This is a genomic window from Salinicoccus cyprini (genome assembly GCF_007713705.1).
GTDB lineage: Bacteria > Bacillota > Bacilli > Staphylococcales > Salinicoccaceae > Salinicoccus > Salinicoccus cyprini.
This window is the reverse complement of sequence record NZ_VMSJ01000001.1, coordinates 528,848-550,109: the sequence shown is the minus strand read 5'-3', so window position 1 is coordinate 550,109 and position 21,262 is coordinate 528,848. Positions and strand designations below refer to the sequence as shown.

General features: G+C 49.2%; 21 protein-coding genes. 3 read left to right on the top strand and 18 right to left on the bottom strand.

Annotation, left to right across the window (positions count from 1 at the left end; translation table 11 throughout):
* From FO441_RS02660 to ylqF, 17 genes are all read right to left on the bottom strand, one after another.
* Window positions 1-1,125, bottom strand: a complete 1,125-nt coding sequence (locus FO441_RS02660; protein WP_145285393.1) for a 1-deoxy-D-xylulose-5-phosphate reductoisomerase — start codon at window positions 1,123-1,125, stop codon at window positions 1-3.
* Between the two features lie 21 nt (window positions 1,126-1,146).
* The gene (locus FO441_RS02655; RefSeq protein WP_145285390.1) at window positions 1,147-1,935 is read right to left on the bottom strand and encodes a phosphatidate cytidylyltransferase; all 789 of its coding nucleotides are present in this window, start codon (window positions 1,933-1,935) and stop codon (window positions 1,147-1,149) included.
* A gap of 1 nt (window position 1,936) precedes the next feature.
* Complete coding sequence (locus FO441_RS02650) at window positions 1,937-2,689, bottom strand: undecaprenyl pyrophosphate synthase (RefSeq protein ID WP_145285388.1); 753 nt, start codon at window positions 2,687-2,689, stop codon at window positions 1,937-1,939.
* A 129-nt stretch (window positions 2,690-2,818) separates the two neighbouring features.
* Window positions 2,819-3,376: a ribosome recycling factor gene (gene frr, locus FO441_RS02645; protein ID WP_145285385.1), complete on the bottom strand. Its 558-nt coding sequence runs from the start codon at window positions 3,374-3,376 to the stop codon at window positions 2,819-2,821.
* 15 nt (window positions 3,377-3,391) lie between these two features.
* Window positions 3,392-4,114 carry a UMP kinase gene (gene pyrH / locus FO441_RS02640; RefSeq protein WP_145285382.1) on the bottom strand — a complete coding sequence of 241 codons (723 nt, stop codon included), beginning with the start codon at window positions 4,112-4,114 and terminating at the stop codon, window positions 3,392-3,394.
* A 68-nt stretch (window positions 4,115-4,182) separates the two neighbouring features.
* On the bottom strand, window positions 4,183-5,061 hold the full coding sequence (tsf, locus tag FO441_RS02635) for a translation elongation factor Ts (RefSeq protein ID WP_145285380.1): 879 nt from the start codon (window positions 5,059-5,061) through the stop codon (window positions 4,183-4,185).
* A gap of 101 nt (window positions 5,062-5,162) precedes the next feature.
* Window positions 5,163-5,927 carry a 30S ribosomal protein S2 gene (rpsB, locus tag FO441_RS02630; RefSeq protein WP_145285377.1) on the bottom strand — a complete coding sequence of 255 codons (765 nt, stop codon included), beginning with the start codon at window positions 5,925-5,927 and terminating at the stop codon, window positions 5,163-5,165.
* Window positions 5,928-6,084: 157 nt separating this feature from the next.
* Entirely contained in the window at window positions 6,085-6,852 is a 768-nt protein-coding gene (codY, locus tag FO441_RS02625) for a GTP-sensing pleiotropic transcriptional regulator CodY (protein WP_145285374.1), read from the bottom strand.
* Between the two features lie 19 nt (window positions 6,853-6,871).
* Window positions 6,872-8,242, bottom strand: a complete 1,371-nt coding sequence (gene hslU / locus FO441_RS02620; RefSeq protein ID WP_145285371.1) for an ATP-dependent protease ATPase subunit HslU — start codon at window positions 8,240-8,242, stop codon at window positions 6,872-6,874.
* A 14-nt stretch (window positions 8,243-8,256) separates the two neighbouring features.
* Window positions 8,257-8,796 carry an ATP-dependent protease subunit HslV gene (hslV, locus tag FO441_RS02615; protein ID WP_145285369.1) on the bottom strand — a complete coding sequence of 180 codons (540 nt, stop codon included), beginning with the start codon at window positions 8,794-8,796 and terminating at the stop codon, window positions 8,257-8,259.
* Between the two features lie 4 nt (window positions 8,797-8,800).
* A complete protein-coding gene (xerC, locus tag FO441_RS02610; protein WP_145285366.1) occupies window positions 8,801-9,682 on the bottom strand; it encodes a tyrosine recombinase XerC in 882 nt (293 codons plus the stop codon).
* A 203-nt stretch (window positions 9,683-9,885) separates the two neighbouring features.
* A complete protein-coding gene (topA, locus tag FO441_RS02605) occupies window positions 9,886-11,952 on the bottom strand; it encodes a type I DNA topoisomerase (RefSeq protein ID WP_145285363.1) in 2,067 nt (688 codons plus the stop codon).
* 105 nt (window positions 11,953-12,057) lie between these two features.
* A complete protein-coding gene (gene dprA, locus FO441_RS02600; protein WP_145285359.1) occupies window positions 12,058-12,858 on the bottom strand; it encodes a DNA-processing protein DprA in 801 nt (266 codons plus the stop codon).
* A gap of 154 nt (window positions 12,859-13,012) precedes the next feature.
* A complete protein-coding gene (gene sucD, locus FO441_RS02595; protein WP_145285356.1) occupies window positions 13,013-13,921 on the bottom strand; it encodes a succinate--CoA ligase subunit alpha in 909 nt (302 codons plus the stop codon).
* Window positions 13,922-13,938: 17 nt separating this feature from the next.
* Entirely contained in the window at window positions 13,939-15,108 is a 1,170-nt protein-coding gene (sucC, locus tag FO441_RS02590) for an ADP-forming succinate--CoA ligase subunit beta (RefSeq protein ID WP_145285354.1), read from the bottom strand.
* A gap of 81 nt (window positions 15,109-15,189) precedes the next feature.
* Entirely contained in the window at window positions 15,190-15,954 is a 765-nt protein-coding gene (locus FO441_RS02585) for a ribonuclease HII (protein ID WP_145285351.1), read from the bottom strand.
* Entirely contained in the window at window positions 15,951-16,802 is an 852-nt protein-coding gene (gene ylqF / locus FO441_RS02580) for a ribosome biogenesis GTPase YlqF (protein ID WP_145285348.1), read from the bottom strand. The genes FO441_RS02585 and ylqF overlap by 4 nt, the downstream gene beginning before the upstream one ends.
* A gap of 104 nt (window positions 16,803-16,906) precedes the next feature.
* Between ylqF and FO441_RS02575 the strand changes: the two genes are divergently transcribed.
* Genes FO441_RS02575 through FO441_RS02565 form a run of 3 tightly spaced genes read left to right on the top strand, consistent with a single transcriptional unit; the run spans window position 16,907 to window position 20,844 of the window.
* On the top strand, window positions 16,907-17,860 hold the full coding sequence (locus FO441_RS02575; protein ID WP_145285345.1) for a glycosyltransferase family 2 protein: 954 nt from the start codon (window positions 16,907-16,909) through the stop codon (window positions 17,858-17,860).
* Window positions 17,838-18,221 (top strand): GtrA family protein, encoded by a 384-nt coding sequence (locus tag FO441_RS02570; RefSeq protein WP_145285343.1) that lies wholly within the window; start codon window positions 17,838-17,840, stop codon window positions 18,219-18,221. The genes FO441_RS02575 and FO441_RS02570 overlap by 23 nt, the downstream gene beginning before the upstream one ends.
* A gap of 4 nt (window positions 18,222-18,225) precedes the next feature.
* Window positions 18,226-20,844 (top strand): YfhO family protein, encoded by a 2,619-nt coding sequence (locus FO441_RS02565; protein ID WP_145285340.1) that lies wholly within the window; start codon window positions 18,226-18,228, stop codon window positions 20,842-20,844.
* A 40-nt stretch (window positions 20,845-20,884) separates the two neighbouring features.
* Here FO441_RS02565 and rplS read toward each other — a convergent pair whose 3' ends face one another.
* Window positions 20,885-21,232 carry a 50S ribosomal protein L19 gene (gene rplS / locus FO441_RS02560; protein ID WP_145285337.1) on the bottom strand — a complete coding sequence of 116 codons (348 nt, stop codon included), beginning with the start codon at window positions 21,230-21,232 and terminating at the stop codon, window positions 20,885-20,887.
* Between the last annotated feature and the right edge of the window lie 30 nt (window positions 21,233-21,262).

Here is a 21,262-nt window from a genome sequence, read left to right as displayed (position 1 = left end):
TCACCTCATATCAGACTTGTACAGCCGGTCATAGTATAGAATCGTATCGAGATCCGGATTCTTTACCGGATCATGACTCTGCATACGGGATTCGACAATCTCTTCTATTTCAAGAAACGAAAGCTCTCCATTCAGGAAACGGTTCACTGCGTATTCATTCGCTGCATTCATGACAGCAGGCATCGTGCCGCCCGTGCGGATGGCATCATAGGCGAGTGCGAGCATCCTGAAGCGCTCGAGATCCATCGGCCTGAAATTCAGCTGGCTGAGTGCATCGAGATCCAGCTGCTGGTTTGTCGGCAGCCGCTCCGGGTGGCTGAAGGCGAACTGGATGACTGTCTTCATATCCGGCGTGCCCATCTGTGCCATGATGCTGTTGTCGACAAATTCCACCATGGAATGGATGGTGCTTTCGCGATGCAGAATGGTGGAAATCTGGTCGACTTCCGCATCGAACAGCCATTTCGCTTCAATGACTTCAAGCCCCTTGTTCATCATCGTTGCCGAATCGATGGTGATCTTGCGTCCCATCGACCAGTTCGGATGGTCAAGTGCCCGTTCGAGCGTCACATCAGAAAGCTCGCTCCGTGACAGGTCCCGGAATGACCCTCCGCTTGCTGTCAGAATAATACGCTTCATCTCACTTCTATTCTCGCCACGCAGGCACTGGAATATCGCAGAGTGCTCCGAATCCACCGGAATTATCGATACATTCTTCTCTTTCGCTTTTGCCATGACAATCTCACCGGCAGCAACAAGCGTCTCCTTGTTGGCAAGTGCAATATCCTTGCCGGACTCGATTGCAGCAAGTGTCGGCTCAAGTCCGACGCTCCCCATGATGGCTGTAAGGAGAAGGTCGGAATCATCCCTCGCCACTTCAAGCAGCCCGCCAGGGCCGAAAGTGAATTCGATATGCGGATACTTGGCCGCAAGGCGAGAACGATCGGCGTCATTGCCGACGCTGACAAGCGCAGGGGTGAATATTTCAAGGATCTCCTCAAGACGAGCTGTATTGGTGCCGATTGAGATGCTGCCAAGCCTGAAATGATCGGGATTATTCGCTATCACCGTCAGGGCCTGGGTACCGACGGAGCCTGTTGCCCCTAGAATGGAAATTGTTTTCATTGAGTTCACCTGTATTTCGGTTTAGTTTATCAGCGGCAGGATGTTCATCAGCGGCAGAACGAAAATGAAGCTGTCGAAACGGTCCAGAACCCCGCCGTGTCCGGGTAGGAGCTGACCTGAGTCCTTGATGTCGAAATGGCGTTTCAGAGCGGATTCGACGAGATCTCCGAGCTGGCCCGACATGCTGAGGATCATGGTAAGTACAAGGAGCAGGAATATGTTTATTTCATCAATCCAGCCTGTAAAATAGAAGATCAAGGCCAGCAGGACACTGCAGAAGATGCCGCCAAGGAATCCTTCCACTGTCTTGTTCGGGCTGATCTGGGGCCAGAGTTTCCGGTTTCCCATGGCGCGTCCGAAAAGATAGGCACCGGTATCCGTCACCCAGACGATCAGAAGGCCATATAGTATGTAGATGATGCCGGCTTCCCGCGTTTCATAGAAATACATGAAGCCGATGCCGACATAGGCGACTGCAAGGACGCAGAAACCCATATCCACAAAAGAAAACCTGTTCTTGCTGATTACCGTAAAGCTCAGCATCAGCAGTGCCATGACAATGATGAGATCCACCTGGAAGACCGATATATGGGGCATATAGGCGTCCTGCGGCATCATGATGATGAAGAGTGCCACCATCGACAGCATGCCCGGTATGGAGAATATATGGATCCGGTTCATCTTGAGTATTTCATACAGGGCAGTATAGGCCAGAAGAAAGACTGCGATGAGCAGCGGCCATGAACCAAGGACAACAATAGGTACAAAAATCAACAGTGCGAGTATTGCAGTGATTGTCCGTGTCTTCATGTCATTCCTCCTCCTGGTTAAGTCCCCCGAACCTTCTCTCACGTTTGCGGTATTGGGAAATCATATGGTCGAGTTCATCTGTTGTGAATTCCGGCCACAGCGTATTTGTGAAAAAAAGTTCGCTGTATGATGACTGCCACAGCAGGAAGTTGCTCAATCTGTATTCTCCGCTGGTGCGTATGAGCATTTCCGGATCAGGTACACTGGATGTCATCAGATGGCTGTCCACCATCTCTGGTGTAATTTCACGTGCTGCAAGTTCTCCATTGGATACCTGCTCGGCCATCACCTGGAAAGCCTGTATCAGTTCATCACGCCCACCATAGTTGAGTGCAAATATGAGATTGAGCCCCGTGTTGTGAGCCGTCTTCTCCACTGCATGCCGTACTGCTTTCGTCGTATGTATGGGCAGGCCATCCAGGTTTCCGATGGTCGTTATCCTGACGTTCTTCTCGATGAGCTCAGGCAGGAATGTCCCTAGAAAATCTCCCGGCAGCTTCATCAGATAGCTTACTTCACTTTTCGGCCGGGACCAGTTCTCTGTGGAAAAAGCATATAGTGTCAGATACTTTATACCGAGATCCGAAGCATGCCTTGTAATGCTCTTTACATTCTGCATGCCTTCATAGTGACCATGCACTCTTGGTTTATTTTTCTTTTTGGCATACCTTCCATTTCCATCCATGATGATGGCGATATGTTCGGGCAGCGCTTTATCGGAATCGGTCTTCTTGTGCTTCTTCCAACCAAACATAACAATCCTCCTGAAGCATTATAATTATTAGTATACATTGATAATATGGAGTCCTCAATCACTTTATTCTACCACAGAATAGAGGACATAAAAAAACAGGCAGGAAAATCCTGCCCTTTGGATAATGAATCAGACTTCCATGATATTGCTTTCTTTTTCATCACACATCTTGTCGATTTTCACGATATAGTCGTTTGTCAGCTGCTGGACATCCTCCGTGTAGCCTTTCAGATCATCTTCTGTGAGCTCCCCATCCTTCTGGAGGCTTTTCAGTTCATCGTTGGCATCGCGACGGACATTACGCACTGCAACTTTGGCATTCTCGCCTTCCTTGCGTGCATCTTTAACGAACTCCTTGCGGCGTTCTTCAGTCAGCTGAGGGACAGTGATGCGGATCATCGTACCATCGCTTGTCGGGTTGACACCAAGGTCTGCCTGCTGGATGGCTTTCAATACATCATCCACGGAACCTTTGTCGTAAGGTGTCACTGTGATCATCCGTGCTTCCGGCACCGAAATGCCTGCAAGCTGGTTGACTGGTGTCTGAGCACCGTAGTAGTCGACCGTTACACGGTCGAGCATGTTCGCATTCGCCCGGCCTGTGCGGATTGCAGCCAGTTCACGGCTCAGGTTGTCCAAAGATTTCTGCATCTTCGATTTCGTATCTTTCAAGACAGATTCACTCATACTAGTTCTCTCCCATTACTTTTTGATTTCCGTACCGATCGTCTCACCTGAAACAGCACGTTTGATGTTGCCATCTTCTGTAATCGAAAATACCACAAGCGGTATATCATTGTCCATGCAGAAGGATGAAGCAGTCGCATCCATGACCTGCAGATTCTCCTGCAGCATTTCCATATACGTCAGTGTATCGTACTTGAAGGCAGTCGTATCGAGCTTCGGATCAGCTGAATAGACACCATCCACATTGTTTTTACCCATCAGGATGACATCCGCCTCCACTTCAGCTGCACGGAGCGCAGCTGTAGTGTCGGTGGAGAAGTACGGGTTGCCGATGCCGGCTGCAAAAATGACGATGCGATCCTTTTCAAGGTGTCTGATTGCACGCCTTCTGATATAGGGTTCAGCAACCTGTTTCATCTCGATCGATGTAAGCACGCGTGTTTCACAGCCCAGCTGCTCCAGACTATCCTGCAGCGCAAGGGAATTCATTACTGTCGCAAGCATTCCCATATAGTCCGCAGTCCCACGGTCCATACCAAGATCACTGCCTACTTTTCCGCGCCATATGTTGCCGCCACCGACGATGACGGCAATCTCTACACCAAGACTTTTGGCATCTGCAACCTGCTCTGCAATATTCTTGATTACGACCGGGTTGATGCCGAAACCATCGTTTCCAGCCAGGGCCTCTCCACTCAGTTTCAGTACAATACGTTTATATTTGGAAGTCTCAGGCATATGTCTCCATCCTTACATAATTTAATGTTCTATCTGTTTAGAAAAAAAGACACCGAAGTGTCTTTTTATTATTTATTCACTTGACCCATAACTTCGTCTGCGAAGTTTTCCTGTCTTTTCTCGAGGCCTTCGCCCACTTCAAAGCGGATGAAGTTTTTGAGTTCTCCACCTTTTGATTTCAGGAACTGTTCAACAGTCTGGTCAGCATCTTTGACGAATGGCTGGTCCACAATGCAGATCTCTTCGAGATACTTGCGCATTCTGCCTTCCACCATCTTGTCGACGATCTTCTCAGGCTTGCCTTCATTAAGGGCCTGCTGTTTCAGAACTTCTCTTTCGTGCTCAAGTTCTTCCTGTGATACCTGGTCTTTGGAGACATATTTAGGATTCAGTGCTGCAGCATGCATAGCAACATCTTTTGCTGCCTGGAAATCAGTTGAACCTTCAACAAGTGTAAGCACACCGATGCGTCCACCCATGTGGAGGTATTCGCCGAATGCGTCGTTATCCGTCTTCTCAGCAAGAGCGAATCTTCTAAGAGTGAGCTTTTCACCAATTTTAGCGACTGCTTCGTTCATGACATCTTCAACCTTCTTGCCATTCATTTCAGAAGCGTTGAGTGCTTCAATATCAGCAGGTTTAGTTTCAAGGATGTGATCTGCGATATCTTTGACAAGCTGCTGGAACTCGACGTTGCGTGCAACGAAGTCGGTTTCAGAGTTGATTTCCACGATGACACCGTCATTGCCTTTGGATGCCACATGGACGATACCTTCAGCAGCGATACGGTCTGCTTTTTTAGCAGCTTTAGAGATCCCTTTTTCACGGAGATAGTCTACCGCTTTGTCGAGGTCACCATCAGTTTCCTGAAGCGCCTTTTTACAATCCATCATGCCAGCGCCTGTTTTTTCACGCAGTTCTTTAACCAATTTTGCAGAAATAGCCATTTTTCATCCTCCTGGAATCGTATTATTGACCGGGAAAAGCTTCCCATCTTTTAAAAATGGTGATAAGAATAAGCTACTTATCACCATTGTCAAACACTTTATTATCTTTCGCCTGCTTCTACAGCCTCTTCTGAACTTTCGTCCATATTGATGTTCTGTTCTGCAGCGACTTCTTCATCAGATACGCCACGCTGTCCTTCGAGGACTGCGTCAGCCATCTTGCTTGTCATGAGTCTGACAGCACGGATAGCGTCATCGTTTGCAGGAATAACGTAGTCGATTTCATCCGGATCACAGTTGGTATCAACCATTGCGACGATCGGAATGTTGAGTTTTTTAGCTTCCATGATTGCATTGCGTTCTTTTCTAGGGTCTACAATGAAGAGTGCTTTAGGCATTTCCTTCATGTCGCGGATACCGCCGAGGAATTTGATCAGACGATCGTATTCTTTGCGAAGTTCCATGACTTCTTTCTTAGGAAGTACTTCAAATGTGCCGTCAGCTTCCATCTTTTCAATTTCATTGATGCGTTTGATACGCTTTGAAATTGTCTTGTAGTTCGTCAGAATACCACCGAGCCATCTTTGGTTGACGTAGAGTTGACCAGCGCGCTCCGCTTCTTCTTTAATTGCGTCCTGAGCCTGTTTCTTAGTACCAACAAACAGAACTTTTCCGCCTTCTTCAGAGATGCTTTTAACGAAATCGTAAGCTTCCCCTACTTTTTTGACTGTCTTCTGCAGATCGATGATGTAGATGCCGTTTCTTTCCGTGAAGATGTATCTCTTCATCTTAGGATTCCAACGACGTGTCTGGTGACCGAAATGTACACCAGCTTCAAGCAGTTGCTTCATAGTAATTACTGCCATGATTAATTTCCTCCTCTGGTTTTTTCCTCCAGTACAGCTTTGGAAACGACCGCAAGGCACCAGTCTCCAATTCACTCTACTGTGTGTAGTGGGCTGTTTTCAGCCGTTTAATACTATAACATATATAGTCTTGTAAATCAAACCCCCAGATTGCTGTTTAGCTTTCTTTTCTGAGTTCAGGCAGGAAGTCCTCTTTCTTGACCTTGATGAATGTCCCTTTCATGCCGAGGGAACGGGATTCGATGACACCGGCACTTTCAAGTTTACGCAGTGCATTGACGATGACGGAACGTGTAATGCCGACCCGGTCAGCAACTTTTGACGCTACAAGCAGACCTTCATCCGCATCCAGCTCATCGAAGATATGCTCGATTGCTTCCCTTTCGGAATAGGACAGGGAACGGATCGCCATGGCGATGCTCGCCTTGTCACGCGCTTTCTGCTCGATCTCTTCCTGCTTCTCGCGGAGAATCTCCATGCCTACCACTGTGCCGGCATACTCTGCAAGTACCAGATCATCTTCATGGAAGGCTTTGGATACACGGCCGAGGACGAGTGTACCAAGTCGCTCGCCGCCACCGAATATCGGTACGATGCAAGTTTCGGAGTCCTGGAAGGAATCTTCTGTCGGGAAGACCGTCAGTTCATCTTCAAACTCGATATTTTCCTGTGTTTCGCTGATTCTCATGATTTTATCCACATATTCGTCAGGGAATCTTCTTTCTTCCAGCATGTCGACGATACGATCATTTTCAATCTTCTGATTGATGCCATATCCAAGCAGCTTGCCGCGTCTTGAAACGATGAATACGTTGCACTCGAGCACCCGGCTCACTTTTTCGGATACTTCCTTGAAGTCGACTTTAACGCCGTGGTTGCTTTGTATAAGCTTATTGATCTCTCTTGTTTTCTGTAGTAGGTTCATCAGTAAATCTCCTTTAGGTTTATAGTATGAATGCACTCAAGTTCTTATCAGACTTGATGTTGTTCAGTTTCGATTCCACGTACTGCTTTGTAATTTCCACATGGGCACCCTGCATGCCACTCGCTTCGAACAGAAGCTCTTCAAGCAGTGTTTCAAGTATGGTATGCAGTCTTCTTGCGCCGATATCATCCGTATCATTATTCACTTCAAAGGCAATGGATGCAATTTCCCCGATTGCTTCGTCGGTGAATGAAATGGATACCTCTTCTGTTCGAAGCAGCGCTTCGTACTGCTTGAGCAGGGAGCTTTTCGGCTCCTTGAGTATTCTGACGAAATCGTCGGCCTTGAGCTTGTCGAGTTCGACACGGATCGGGAAGCGTCCCTGAAGTTCAGGAATCAGGTCGCTCGGCTTGGCAACGTGGAAAGCGCCTGCACCGATGAACAGAATGTGCTCGGTATCTATCGGACCGTACTTCGTCTGGACAGTGCTGCCTTCGACAATCGGCAGAATATCGCGCTGGACCCCCTCCCTTGAGACATCGCCCGAGTTCTGGCCGCCTTTGGCGATCTTGTCCATCTCATCAATGAAGATGATGCCCATCGTCTCGGCAAGCGTAATGGCCTCATCATTGACATTGTCGGTGTCTACAATCTTTTCGGCCTCTTCGCGCTTCAGGTACTCACGGGCCTTTTTGACCGGCATGGTGCGCTTATGCTTGTTCTTCGGCATGAACTGCTTCAGCATATCCTGCATGCCCCCGGCATCCATTCCCGGTGGCATCATGCCCATCGGATTCTGTTCCTGCTCGACTTCGATCGTCACATCCGTATCCTCGAGCAGCCCGGCTTTGAGCCTCTCCCTGAGATTCATGCGCCTGGCCTTTACTTCAGGAGTGACTTCTTCCTGCTCATCTTCAGACTGCTGGTTCATGAACATTTCAAAAGGATTCGAGCTCGTCTGCCGGCGCTTCTCCCCTGGTGCAAGGAGGCCGACAAGCCGTTCCTCGGCAAGCTGCTCGGCATCATCTTCCACGAACTTCATCTTCTCTTCCTTGACCATGCGTACACTGGCTTCAACCAGGTCACGCACCATGCTTTCGACATCGCGGCCCACATAGCCGACTTCAGTGAACTTTGTTGCTTCCACTTTTGAAAACGGTGCGCCGGTCAATCTGGCCATCCTTCTGGCAATCTCCGTCTTACCGACGCCGGTCGGGCCGATCATGAGTATATTTTTAGGGATGACTTCATCTTTCAGTGAAGGGTCAAGCAGCATGCGGCGATAGCGGTTGCGCATTGCGATCGCCACTTTGCGTTTCGCTTCCTGCTGACCGATGATATCGTCATCAAGCTTCGCAGTAATCTCCCTTGGAGTAAGATTTTGTCTCAATTCAAACGCTCCTTTTATTCGATCGTTTCCACAGTGATATGGTCATTTGTAAAGACACAGATTTCGCTTGCAATGAGCAGGCTGTCCCTGGCAATCGTCTCGGCACTGAGCGCATCTCCATGGCGTTTCATGGCACGACCTGCACTGAGTGCGAAGTTCCCGCCGCTGCCGATGGCAAGGATGCCGTCATCCGGTTCGATGACTTCCCCTGTGCCACTGACAAGCAGCAGTGTCTCCTTGTCCATGACAATAAGCATGGCTTCGAGCTGCCTTAGGATCTTGTCGCCTCTCCACTCCTTGGCAAGCTCTACAGCTGCCCGCGTCATGTTGCCGTTGTACGCGTAGAGATTCGCTTCGAACTTCTCGAATAGTGTGAATGCATCCGCTACACTGCCGGCAAACCCTGCGACGACCTTGTCATCGAACAGGCGTCTGACTTTTCGTGCGGTATGCTTCATGACGACCTGGTTGCCGAGTGTCACCTGTCCGTCGCCTGCCATCGCCATCTTACCGTTATGACGGATGGCAAATATCGTTGTACCTTTTATTGCCATTGTTTCACCTCTTCTGATTAGCTGGATGATGCTCAAGATAGGTTTTTCTAAGCTGCTCCTTGGACACATGCGTATATTTCTGGGTCGTCGACAGTGATTCATGGCCGAGCAGTTCCTGCACGGCTCTCAGGTCAGCCCCGTTGTTGAGCATATGCGTCGCAAAGGTGTGCCTGATCTTATGCGGATGCAGATGAAGATCACTGGCACTTTTTTTGACCAGCATGTCGATGACATACCTGAGACCCCTATCTGTCAGAGGGCCACCCCGGTGGTTGATCCACAGAGGGCCATCCGCTTCGATCCTGTCCTGATGCTTGTCGATGTAGCACTTCAATGCATCGGAAGCATGTGTCCCGAAGGGCAATATTCTTTCCTTATTTCCCTTGCCGACGACTTTAAGCAGACCATGGTCGAAATCGATGCGCGACAATGTCAGGCCAAGCAGCTCGGAAGCCCGCATGCCTGTCGCGTAGAACAGCTCCAGAATGGCCAGATCCCGCTCATGCATTTTCGCGTTCCGATCCAGGGAATCGAAAAGTCCCCGTACTTCATTTTCGTAGAGGAAGCCGGGGAGCGGCTTTTCCTTCTTCGGATTCGGCAGGCTTGTAAATGGATTGGAAGAAATGGCACCCTTGTCGATCAGATGATTATAGAAGCTTCGTAAAGCTGATATTTTTCTGGATACTGTGGATTTCTTCAACTGCTTCCGATACAGCATGTTGAGATAGTTTCTTGCATCCATGTACTTGAAGGTCTCAATGCTCAGGCCCTCCTCGCCGAGGAAAAGAAGGAACTCCGAAATATCCCTCCTGTAGTTGTCGACTGTATGCGCAGAAAGATTCCGCTGGTATGTGAGCTGCTGCAAGAACTTTTCAAGATGATCCATAAAACCCCCGCCTTCACCTTTGTATTTCTCTGCAGAAACACTTGAACATTCGGGATACCGCCGCTGTTACAGGGCACTGATTTCTTGTATCCAATAATACATATTAAACCATTTGATTCTATTTTGCACAAAATAATACGAATATTTATAATATTTTGCTCGGACCCAATAAAAAGGCCCATATAAAAATATGGATGCCTTAATTATTCAGCCTTTTCTTCATAATCACAGTTGGTACATTTCACTTTTGCCTTCTTGCCTTTTTTGGTCTCGACCAGATAGTGCTCGCACTTCGGACAATTTCTGCCGATCGGACGATCCCATGAGATGAAGTCGCATTCCGGATAGCGGTCGCAGCCGTAGAAGATCCGGTTCTTCTTCGACTTGCGTTCGACGACATCGCCTTCGTTGCATTTCGGGCATTTGACGCCGATCGATTTGACAATCGCCTTGGTGTTGCGGCAGTCGGGGAAATTGGAGCATGCCATGAACTTGCCGTAGCGGCCCATTTTGTAGACCATCGGCGAACCGCATTTTTCGCAGTCCTCACCGGCAGGCTCGTCCTTGATCTCTATCTTCTCCATTTCCTCATCCGCCCGGGACACCTGGGGCTCGAAACCTTTATAGAATTCGTCGATGACGGCCACCCATGACGCATCGCCTTCAGCGATATCATCAAGGCTCTTCTCCATCGTCCGTGTAAAATCGACATCGATGATATCCGGGAAGTACTGGGTCACCGACTGGTTGACGATTTCTCCGAGTTCTGTCGGTATGAAACGCTTCTGATCGACTTTGACATAGTTCCGCTTCTGGATCGTATCAAGCGTCGGTGCATAGGTCGATGGACGGCCGATGCCCACTTCTTCAAGTGTCTTGACGAGCCTGGCTTCAGTAAAGCGCGGCGGTGGCTGTGTGAAGTGCTGCTTTGGATCGATCTGTTCGGATTTTGTCGTTTCGCCTTCCGCGATTTCCGGCAGACGGTTGTTGAGCTCCTCCTCTTCGTCATCCTTGCTTTCCACATAGATCTGCATGAAGCCCTTGAACTTGATCGTCTGGCCATTGCTTCTGAAGATTACGCCGTTATTCGACATTTCCATACGTACAGTATCCAGTATTGCAGGTGCCATCATGCTGGCGATGAAACGGTCCCAGATGAGTTTGTACAGTCTGTACTGGTCCCGTGTCAGATACTGCTTCATATTCTCAGGCGTCCGGTTTGCTGAAGTCGGACGGACTGCCTCATGGGCATCCTGGCTGCCTTCAGTCTTCCTGCCGGATGGCTTTGGACCGACAAAGCTGTTGCCGTATTCATTCTCGATATAATCGGTCGCTTCCTTCTGTGCGACAGGAGAGATCCGCGTGGAATCGGTTCTCATATAAGTGATCAGACCGATTGTTCCGGCCTTCTTGATGTCTATCCCTTCGTAGAGCTGCTGGGCGACCATCATTGTTTTCCTTGCTTTGAAGTTGAGCTTTCTCGCTGCTTCCTGCTGGAGGGAGGAAGTCGTGAACGGCTTGGCCGGGAAACGCTTCTTCTCCTTCTTTTCAACAGAATCAACATTGAATGCATCACCATCGAGCTTGGACAGGACGTATTTGACATCTTCATTCGTCTTCAGCTTGACCTTCTCATCAGCCAGACGGTTGAACTTGCCCTCAAAAGTGCTTTTGCCATACTTGAACTGTCCGGTGATCGTCCAGTATTCTTCCGGTTTGAACGATCTGATTTCATTTTCACGATCGATGATCAGCTTGAGCGCAACAGACTGTACACGGCCGGCAGACAGCCCTTTTTTCACTTTCTTCCATAATACAGGTGAGATATTATAGCCGACCAGACGATCGAGTATGCGGCGTGCCTGCTGTGCATCCACAAGCTTCTGGTTGATCTCCCCCGGGTGCTTGAAGCTGTCCTTTACTGCATCCTTTGTTATTTCATTGAACACTACCCTGTAGTATTCCTTATCTTCTCCAAGTGCATGGCTCAAGTGCCATGCGATTGCTTCACCTTCGCGGTCCGGGTCACTCGCCAGGAATATTTTCTTCGCTTTGTTGGCTTCTTTCTTCAAATCCTTGAGTAGAGGCCCTTTCCCGCGAATTGTAATATATTTAGGCTCATAATTGTTTTCAGTATCTATCCCCGTTTGACTGCGAGGCAAATCACGAACGTGACCCATCGACGCAACAACCTTGTATCGTTTGCCGAGGTACTTCTCTATCGTTTTTGCTTTTGCAGGTGATTCTACAATGACCAGATTATCTGCCACAGCCCGATTGCCCCCTTCTGTTGTGTTTTCAAATCCAAATAATACAGTGAAGTAAAATTGTTTGTCAACTATAATATATTTTAAATTTTCATGTTTCCCTGAAAACTAGCTGTTGAAATCCTCCATTATATCCGCACCGGACAGCACCATTTTGGCACCTTCCTGGATTCTCAAGTTCGTCCCTTTCGACTGCAGGGCATGGATATTCCCCGGCATGCAGTAGGCATGACGGTTCTCATTGAGCGCCATATCAAGCGTAATCAGGCTGCCGCTTCTGGCCTCGGCTTCAGTGACGAGGATACCTTCCGACAGTCCCGCTATGATTCTGTTGCGTGCAACAAAGCGCCACTTTGCGACCTGTGTGGCTGGCGGATATTCACTGATGACGAGCCCTTCGCCCTCCATTTTGAGTCTGGTATTCCATGTGCTCCGAGGATAATGGGTCCCATGGCCGAATGCAAGCACACCGATTGTCGAGAAGCCATTCTCCATCGCTTTCAAGTGTGCCAGATCATCCGCACCATGTGCCAGCCCGGAGACTATTGCGATATCCCTGTCCAGTTCCGGAAGAATGCTTTTGAGTCCGGTTCCGGTATAGCAGGTCGCCTTCCTGCTGCCGACAATACCGAGCATCCGCCTCTGCATGAGAGCAGCTTCTCCCCGGTAGTACAGGATGTATGGCGGATCGTGGATCTCCTTGAGCAGGACCGGATAATTTTCATCTTCAATGGTCATATACCCGATTCCTTCGTCCGTCAGACTTTGAGCGAGCAATTCGCCTTCTAGACTTTTTGCATAGGATACTTTCTGTCTTAATCCGCCCGTCATTTTTTCATTTATTTTTCCATTCAGCACTTTATATTCATGTGCAGTCACGCCTGCAAAACTTAAACAGATCCTGTCCATGGGACACCTCCTTATTCATAAGAATAATTATAGTAGAAACTGGCCAGCCTGCTGTTTACCATCCAGTTAAATCGTTTGGAAATAAATGCAAAAAAGCACGGATTCCCAAACGGGATTCCGTGCTTTTGAACAGTTTCATCAGCTTATATGACAATTACTTTACAGTCAGACACTTCTCATAGAGGCCGTCTTCTTTTTTGATGCGTGCAATCAGTGTTTCCCCGATTTCGGATGGTGTGTCTGCAGTCTCGATGCCGCATGCATTCATCGTCTTGATCTTCTCGTCTGCAGTTCCCTTGCCGCCTGAAATGATGGCACCCGCATGGCCCATGCGTTTGCCTGGGGGCGCTGTTACACCACCGATGAATCCGACAACCGGCTTGTTCATGTTGTCTCTGATCCATTCAGCCGCTTCCTCTTCAGCTGTACCGCCGATTTCGCCGATCATGACGACCGCTTCCGTCTCGGAATCCTCATTGAACGCCTTCAATGCGTCGATGAAATCCGTGCCGTTTACCGGGTCTCCGCCGATTCCGACAGCTGTTGTCTGGCCGATTCCGGCTTCTGTCAGTTGATGCACCGCTTCATAAGTCAGTGTGCCTGAACGGCTGACAACGCCGACGTGGCCCTTCTTATGGATGTAGCCCGGCATGATGCCGATCTTGCACTCGTCCGCTGTGATGACACCCGGACAGTTCGGTCCGACAAGACGGGTCTTCTTGCCTTCCAGATAGCGCTTCACCTTGACCATATCGAGTACCGGAATGTGCTCTGTGATACAGATGGCAAGGTCAAGCTCAGCATCGGCACACTCGACGATTGCATCTGCAGCAAATGGTGCCGGCACATAGATGACGGAAACACTTGCGCCTGTCTTCTCTTTTGCTTCTTCGACCGTATTGAATACAGGCACGCCTTCGACTTCCTGGCCGCCTTTGCCTGGTGTGACACCAGCAACGATCTTCGTGCCATATTCAAGCATCTGCTGCGTATGGAACAGTGCTGTTGATCCAGTAATACCTTGAACTAGGACTTTTGTATCCTTATCGATAAATACACCCACAGTAGATTCCTCCGTTATTATTTATTTTGATTGACTGCTTCGATGATCTTCTTGGCACCTTCCGCCATTGTGCTTGCCGGAATGATGTCGAAATCGGACTGCTCGAGGATCTCCTTGCCGCGGTCGACATTCGTACCTTCCAGACGGACAACAAGCGGAATTTCCAGACCGACGTTTTTGACGGCTTCGACGACACCTTCGGCAATAACATCACACTTCATGATTCCACCGAAAATATTGACGAATATGCCTTCGACCCCTTCATCACCGAGGATGATCTTGAAGGCTTCCGTCACTTTCTCCGTCGTTGCGCCGCCCCCTACATCGAGGAAGTTCGCGGGTCTGCCGCCAAAGTGGTTGATCGTATCCATGGTTGCCATGGCAAGACCTGCACCATTGACCATGCAGCCGATGTTGCCATCAAGTGCAACGTAGGAAAGATCGTATTTGGATGCCTGGATCTCCTTCGGATCTTCTTCATCCTTGTCACGGAGTTCAACAATATCCTTGTTTCTGAAGAGCGCATTGGCATCAAAGTTGACTTTGGCGTCCAATGCGAGCACGCTGCCTTCTCCAGTAGTAACAAGTGGATTGATCTCTACAATGGAACAGTCTTTTTCAGTAAACACATTGTATAGGGAAAGCATGAGTTTGGCTGCCTTGCCTACGGATTCCTTCGGAATATTGATATTGAACGCCAGTCTTCTTGCCTGGTACGGCATGAGTCCGACTACAGGATCAATGACTTCCTTGAAAATCTTTTCAGGCGTTTCTGCCGCCACTTCCTCGATTTCCGTACCGCCCTCTTCAGAGCCCATCAGTACGACACGGTCAGTTGCACGGTCGATGACGAAGCCGATGTAGAATTCATTCTGGATATCACAGCCTTCTTCGACAAGGAGACGTTTCACTTCCTTGCCTTCAGGGCCCGTCTGATGTGTTACGAGGACTTTACCGAGAAGTTCTTTGGCGTATTCTCTCACTTCATCAAGTGATTTGGCGATTTTGACACCGCCTGCTTTACCGCGGCCACCGGCGTGGATCTGTGCTTTGACAACATATACACTGGAATCTAGAGTTTTTGCTGCTTCCACAGCTTCCTCAGGTGTATACGCCACACTACCGTTAGGCACGGCTACGCCCATGGAGCGAAAAATTTCTTTCCCTTGATACTCATGGATATTCATGTTCATCCTCCTAAGACTTTTTTAAACCTTACCACCCAATTATAGAAAAGGTATTCATATAAGTAAACTGAATTCACAAAATTATCTAGAGAAAAGAATACTTTTTACAGGCTCGAATGTCTGCCTGTGGATCTCGCTTGCGCCAAGGGTATGAAGCGCTTCCAGGTGATCCTTTGTTCCATACCCCTTGTGGCCCCCGAATCCGTATCCCGGATAAGATGAATCATAGGCCGCCATCATCATGTCACGTTCCGTTTTGGCGATGACGCTGGCTGCTGCTATCGACACGGAATTGGCATCTCCTCTGATGATCGAAGTTTCGGGAATCCCTGTGTCCAGTGTCATGGCATCGACCAGCAGATGACCCGGAACAGCATCCAGGTTCTCGACCGCCCGCTTCATGGCCAGACGGCTGGCCTGATAGATGTTCAGTTCATCGATCTCCCGGACGCTGGCGATGCCGATGCCGTAGTCCGCCTGTTCCATGATGATTTCCCGGAAAGCCAGCCGCTTTTTCAGTGACAGCTTCTTCGAGTCATCGAGGCCCGGCAGGTAGAAACCTTCCGGCAGTATGACAGCGGCAGCCACCACTTCACCGGCAATCGGGCCGCGTCCTGCTTCATCGATGCCTGCGATATGGCGGACCTCGCCCCGGAGACTGTTCTCATAGCGGCTCATTGCGCTGTACTTGTCCTTTTGCGCCTGTTCGCTCCGGAGGCGCCTGCGATGCTTTTCAAGCAGTCTGATGACCCCTTTGCGGTCATCGCCGGCATGGATGGATGTACTGATTTCATCCATTGAAGTATAGGCCGACACTTCCGTTTCGATCTCTTTTATCGTCTTCATGCATCTGCCTTATCAAACGTATAGCCGCCGATCTTGCCGTTGCGTATATCGTAGATGATGCGGTTGGTGACCGCTTCATAGTTGATCTCGTTGCCGCCGGCTTTCAGGCCGCGCGACTTGCCGATGGCGTCGAAGACATCGACGATTTCATCGGATGGCGATACATTGATGTTGTAGAACTGGTTGAAACGCTCCGGATCATGCGCCAGGAGGAACTCGATGCCGTAGATGGCCACTTCATCAAGGGGGACGACCGCATCCTTGATCGCACCTGTCAAAGACAGCTTCCTCCCCGTAATTTCATCTTCGAACTTCGGCCATAGAATACCCGGTGTGTCGAGCAGCTCCATCTGCTCTCCTGCCTTGATCCACTGCTGCTGTTTCGTTACACCCGGAGTGTTGCCGGTCTTTGCGATTTTCTTTTTGGCGATATTATTGATGACGGTCGACTTGCCGACATTCGGTATGCCGATGATCATCGCGCGGATTGCGCGGCGGCCGATCCCCTTCTTCTCCATCCGCTCAAAAATTTCGGCTGTTGCCCGGACTGCCAACGGCTCTATCTTTTTGATGATGTGATTATTTCTGCCATCAAGTGCCACAGGGTACTTGCCCTCGCTTTTGAATCGCGCCATCCATGCGTCCGTCTCTTTTCTGTCTGCCATATCGACTTTGTTCAGTACAACGACTCTCGGCTTATGCTGGGTGATTTCATCCAGCATCGGGTTATGGCTTGAATGAGGGATTCTTGCATCCAGTATCTCGATCACCACATCCACCTTCTTCAGATTCTCTTCCACTTCTCTTCTTGCTTTGGCCATATGGCCTGGAAACCAGTTGATACTCATTATAGTGCACCTCTACTTATATATATCTTTTGTTTTGTTTCATTATTTTATTTCTATATTATATAATAATACCAATGTTTAATAAAATGACAGGAGGTGGGAAAATGATTTCGATCGTTGTTCCTGTACTCAATGAAGCGGAAAATATACCCGCACTGCACACAGAGATCGTCTCGGTGATGAAAGTACTCGGCCGGCCGTATGAGGTCATCTTCATCGATGACGGGTCGACTGACGGGACACTGACCGAGCTCAGGGAAATAGCCGGTCCGAAAATCAGCTATCTTTCATTTTCCAGAAATTTCGGCAAGGAAGCTGCCATCATTGCCGGCCTCGAAAAGGCGTCGGGAGACGCCGTCATCATCATGGATGGGGATATGCAGCACCCCCCGTCACTGATTGCGGAACTCATAGAGCAGTATGAAGCAGGCTTCGACCAGGTGGTCGCGAAAAGGAATAAGGCCAAGGAACCGCTCTCCCGCCGTCTGCCATCGAAGCTCTTCTATCAATTGATGAATTTCACCAGTACTGTGCATCTTGAGGACGGCGAAGGAGATTTCAGGCTGATTTCAAGAAAAGTGGTCGAGGCCATTCTGACACTGAGCGAAAACAACCGCTTCTCAAAAGGCATTTTCGAATGGGTCGGGTTCAATAAGACAGTCATAGAATTCGATCATATCGAGCGCGAGTCCGGCAGTTCAACATTCAATCCGCTGAAACTTCTCGATTATGCGATAGATGGCATCAGCGCTTTCAACCACCGGCCGCTCAGAGTATGCTTCTATCTGGGGCTCGTCGTCCTCATGGCTTCCCTTGCCTACATTCTCTATATGTTCGTGAATATTGCCGTTCATGGTGTGGAAGTGCCCGGCTACTTCACCATCATTGCCAGCCTGCTGCTGCTCGGCAGCATCCAGCTCTTTTCACTCGGCATCATCGGCGAGTATGTCGGCCGCATCTATATCGAGACCAAGAACCGGCCGAAATATATCGTCAGGGAATCGTCAGGGAATGAAACAAAGCAGGGAGGACGCCATGAGAAGCAGTATCACCAGTGAATTCATCCGTTTCGTCCTTGTCGGCCTGATCAATACGGCCGTCTACTACGGTGTGTACACCATCCTGGTATACGCCGGCCTGTTCTATATTGCAGCGCATTTCGGAGGATTCATCACGGCCTTCATCATCTCCTATTTTCTGAACTGCCACTTCGTATATGGCGTCAGACCGACACTGCTGAAGTTTCTCAAGTTCCCCCTCACTCAGGTCATCAACATGGGCATGCAGACGCTGCTTCTCTATGTACTGGTCGACCAGCTGGGATGGAATGAAATCATCGCACCCCTGCCGGTGCTCATCATCACTGTACCGATCACCTACGGCATTACACGGTGGGTACTGAAAGATAAGGAAGGTTGATTGGATGGATACAATGAAATCGAGGCTGCAAGGGATGAGAAACATCATGATCATCGCACTTCTCGCGGTCATCTCCCATGTCTACGTACTGTGGCGCCTGGTTGCACCTGATGACACAAAAAAACAGGTATTCATGACAGGTGCCAATGATGGGCTCGAGCAGATGCTGCCCATGCAGCTCTATCTCTATGAAAAGTTCAAGGAAGGCACATGGTTCTACGATACCGATTTCGGACTCGGCGGAGACTTCTATACGGACCTCGCCTACTACTATTCGACGAATATCATCTATTATATCAACATCATCTTCGTCAGAGCCGGTGAGATACTGACCGGTTTCGACACGTCGACGGTGGATTTCTGGGCATTCAATGCATTTTTCATATCAATCCTGAAAGCGTTCCTCATCATCTACTTTACATACCGGTTCCTTTTGACCATCGGCGTCAGACCGCTTCATGGCATCATCGGCGGCTTCATATTCGCTGCTTCTCCGACCTATTTCAGGTTTACGGTCTTCTGGTCCTTTTTCAGCGACGTCTTCATATGGCTGCCGCTTACACTCTGGGCACTCGAACTCGTCATCCGCAAAAAGAAACCCGGCCTGTTCATATTTGCAACGGCCGCCACACTGATCAACAATTTCTACTTCGGCTACTACCAGCTCATCATCGCCGTCGTCTATCTGGCGGTCCGTCTCATCTTCAGGCGGCAGAGTGACCTGCCCCGCATCCAGACATTGAAGCTTGCCGTGCCTTCCGCCCTGATCGGGGCCGGCATATCCGTCGTTGCGTTCTTCCATGCCGTACGGGGCTTCCTGAACAACGACGACCGCGAGTATGAAGTGGATGTGCCGATGTTTTCAGAACTGGACTGGCAGGATAATATCTTCTATGAGAACTATCTTGTCATCATCCTGTTCATTGCGATCCAGGCCCTGTTCACGCCGAAACTGTATACACGCTACTTCTATAGAGTATTCGCCGTACTGACCATCATCTTCATGCTGTTTACACTGTCACCCTATATCGACATGCTGTTCAATGGATTCCAGCAGCCGCAGAAGCGCTGGCACTACATGCTTGTATTCTTCCATGCCGTGCTCATTGCACAGTATCTCACCCGTTTCAGGGAAGTAGGCATCAGGCAGTACGCAGTCAGTCTGATACCGGTCTACATCATTCTGGCCCTATCGATATACTTCAAGGAGGATGTCGTCATCTGGGTATACATGGTGCCCGTCATCCATCTGGTAGGCTTCCTGCTCGTCTATCTGAAAGGCAGACAGCCTGTACTGCAAGGTGTGAATGCCGTGCTGCTCGTCCTGTTTACAGCAGTGGTGAGTGCCTCCCACACCAATACACAGATCTACCATGACGGCATCACCGACCGCAACCATCTTTTCTATATCAACAGCAACCACTATGCCAGTGACCGCCAGAAATATAACATCGAACGGATCCAGGATATGAAAGCCCCTGAACAGAAGCTCGACTATAAGGTGAGGGATCAGGATAATACACCGATGTACATGGGCTTCAACGGCACAAGCATCTATTCGAGCATCATCGATGGGGAAATCATCGACTTCTACTATAATGACCTGAAAGTGAATATCCGCTATGAGACCATCAGCCGCTACTCCACCTTCCAGTCGCGCAGCAACCTTTTCTCGCTGTTCAATGTGGACTACATGATGCGGGATGAAGATACTTACGGCATTCCACTGAAGTTCAGTCCGATCACGGATGACGGCACATATACGATCTATGAGAATGACGCCCCATTGCCCTTCATCAGATATGCCACGGATGTCTACAATCCGGATGCGCTCGATCACCCGCTCGCACGCGAGCATGCGATGATCAACGGAATTGTGACAGATGCGCTCGAACCGACCGCTCAGGCAGAACCGACAGAAAATCTGATCGACGAAGTTCCGGTGGAGGCACAGAATGCCACCCTTTCCGATGGCGTACTTGATGTGCCTGAAGACGGTGGCGGTCTGAATTTGAATTTCAGTTCGCTGGTCGACCAGTATGACAATGCAGATGTCTATATTGAAATGCACGTCGAAATGATCGAACCCAACAAACGGTTCACCATCAATGTCGACGGCTATCCGAATGAAAGGCTTTTCGCCACAAGCAAATACCGGACATATGCAGATGATCTTCTATATCGTGTCGAACTGCAGGAAGAAGTGCCGATCACCTTCTCAAGCGGGAAGTATGCAGTGGAACTGCAGTCCATCCGCATTGAAGACTACCAGACACTTGAACAGGAAAGTGAAAAAGCAGATCCAGAGTACACCGTATCCGAAAAAGGCAATACCTACGAGATTACTTTGGCAGAACCGAGAGCAGGAATAGCCAGTGTGCCAATCGTCTATCGCGACGGCATGAAGGTTGCAGGTGATGCTTCCGGGGACCTTGATGCATTCCGTGCAAACTATCTGATGACCGGTTTTGAACCTGGTGCAGACGACCGGGTCATCACAATCTCCTACTCACCGCCATACTTCCTGGTGACACTCATGATAAGCATCCTTTCATTGCTGATCAGCTTCATCTATCTGGACCTGTTCGGGATCAGAAACAGACTGAAACGCCGATTCAAATAAAAAATGCCTGACAGGTGAACTGTCAGGCATTTTTGTGGTTCTATCGGATTTCTCTGATACGTGCAGCTTTACCACGCAGGTTGCGCAGGTAGTACAGTTTCGCACGACGTACACGACCACGGCGTGTCACTTCGATTTTCTCGATTTTTGGAGTGTGTACAGGGAATGTACGCTCAACACCAACACCGTAGGAAATCTTGCGGACTGTGAATGTTTCGGAGATTCCGCCTCCGCGACGTTTGATTACTACACCTTCGAAGATCTGGACACGCTCGCGTGAACCCTCGACGATACGTACGTGAACACGTACAGTGTCTCCGGCCTTGAACTGTGGCAGATCTGATTTAAGCTGTTCTTTTGTCAGCTCATTGATTAATTGCTGTGACATATTATCTTCTCCTTCTTCCAATTATCTTGC

What these genes read in the sequence shown, in the direction of transcription:
- FO441_RS02660 (WP_145285393.1), bottom strand. Translation starts at nt 1,125, where the DNA reads ATGAAAACAATTTCCATTCTAGGGGCAACAGGCTCCGTCGGTACCCAG.
- FO441_RS02655 (WP_145285390.1), bottom strand. Translation starts at nt 1,935, where the DNA reads ATGAAGACACGGACAATCACTGCAATACTCGCACTGTTGATTTTTGTA.
- FO441_RS02650 (WP_145285388.1), bottom strand. Translation starts at nt 2,689, where the DNA reads ATGTTTGGTTGGAAGAAGCACAAGAAGACCGATTCCGATAAAGCGCTG.
- frr (WP_145285385.1), bottom strand. Translation starts at nt 3,376, where the DNA reads ATGAGTGAATCTGTCTTGAAAGATACGAAATCGAAGATGCAGAAATCT.
- pyrH (WP_145285382.1), bottom strand. Translation starts at nt 4,114, where the DNA reads ATGCCTGAGACTTCCAAATATAAACGTATTGTACTGAAACTGAGTGGA.
- tsf (WP_145285380.1), bottom strand. Translation starts at nt 5,061, where the DNA reads ATGGCTATTTCTGCAAAATTGGTTAAAGAACTGCGTGAAAAAACAGGC.
- rpsB (WP_145285377.1), bottom strand. Translation starts at nt 5,927, where the DNA reads ATGGCAGTAATTACTATGAAGCAACTGCTTGAAGCTGGTGTACATTTC.
- codY (WP_145285374.1), bottom strand. Translation starts at nt 6,852, where the DNA reads ATGAACCTACTACAGAAAACAAGAGAGATCAATAAGCTTATACAAAGC.
- hslV (WP_145285369.1), bottom strand. Translation starts at nt 8,796, where the DNA reads ATGGCAATAAAAGGTACAACGATATTTGCCATCCGTCATAACGGTAAG.
- xerC (WP_145285366.1), bottom strand. Translation starts at nt 9,682, where the DNA reads ATGGATCATCTTGAAAAGTTCTTGCAGCAGCTCACATACCAGCGGAAT.
- dprA (WP_145285359.1), bottom strand. Translation starts at nt 12,858, where the DNA reads ATGGACAGGATCTGTTTAAGTTTTGCAGGCGTGACTGCACATGAATAT.
- sucC (WP_145285354.1), bottom strand. Translation starts at nt 15,108, where the DNA reads ATGAATATCCATGAGTATCAAGGGAAAGAAATTTTTCGCTCCATGGGC.
- FO441_RS02585 (WP_145285351.1), bottom strand. Translation starts at nt 15,954, where the DNA reads ATGAAGACGATAAAAGAGATCGAAACGGAAGTGTCGGCCTATACTTCA.
- ylqF (WP_145285348.1), bottom strand. Translation starts at nt 16,802, where the DNA reads ATGAGTATCAACTGGTTTCCAGGCCATATGGCCAAAGCAAGAAGAGAA.
- FO441_RS02575 (WP_145285345.1), top strand. Translation starts at nt 16,907, where the DNA reads ATGATTTCGATCGTTGTTCCTGTACTCAATGAAGCGGAAAATATACCC.
- FO441_RS02570 (WP_145285343.1), top strand. Translation starts at nt 17,838, where the DNA reads ATGAGAAGCAGTATCACCAGTGAATTCATCCGTTTCGTCCTTGTCGGC.
- FO441_RS02565 (WP_145285340.1), top strand. Translation starts at nt 18,226, where the DNA reads ATGGATACAATGAAATCGAGGCTGCAAGGGATGAGAAACATCATGATC.
- rplS (WP_145285337.1), bottom strand. Translation starts at nt 21,232, where the DNA reads ATGTCACAGCAATTAATCAATGAGCTGACAAAAGAACAGCTTAAATCA.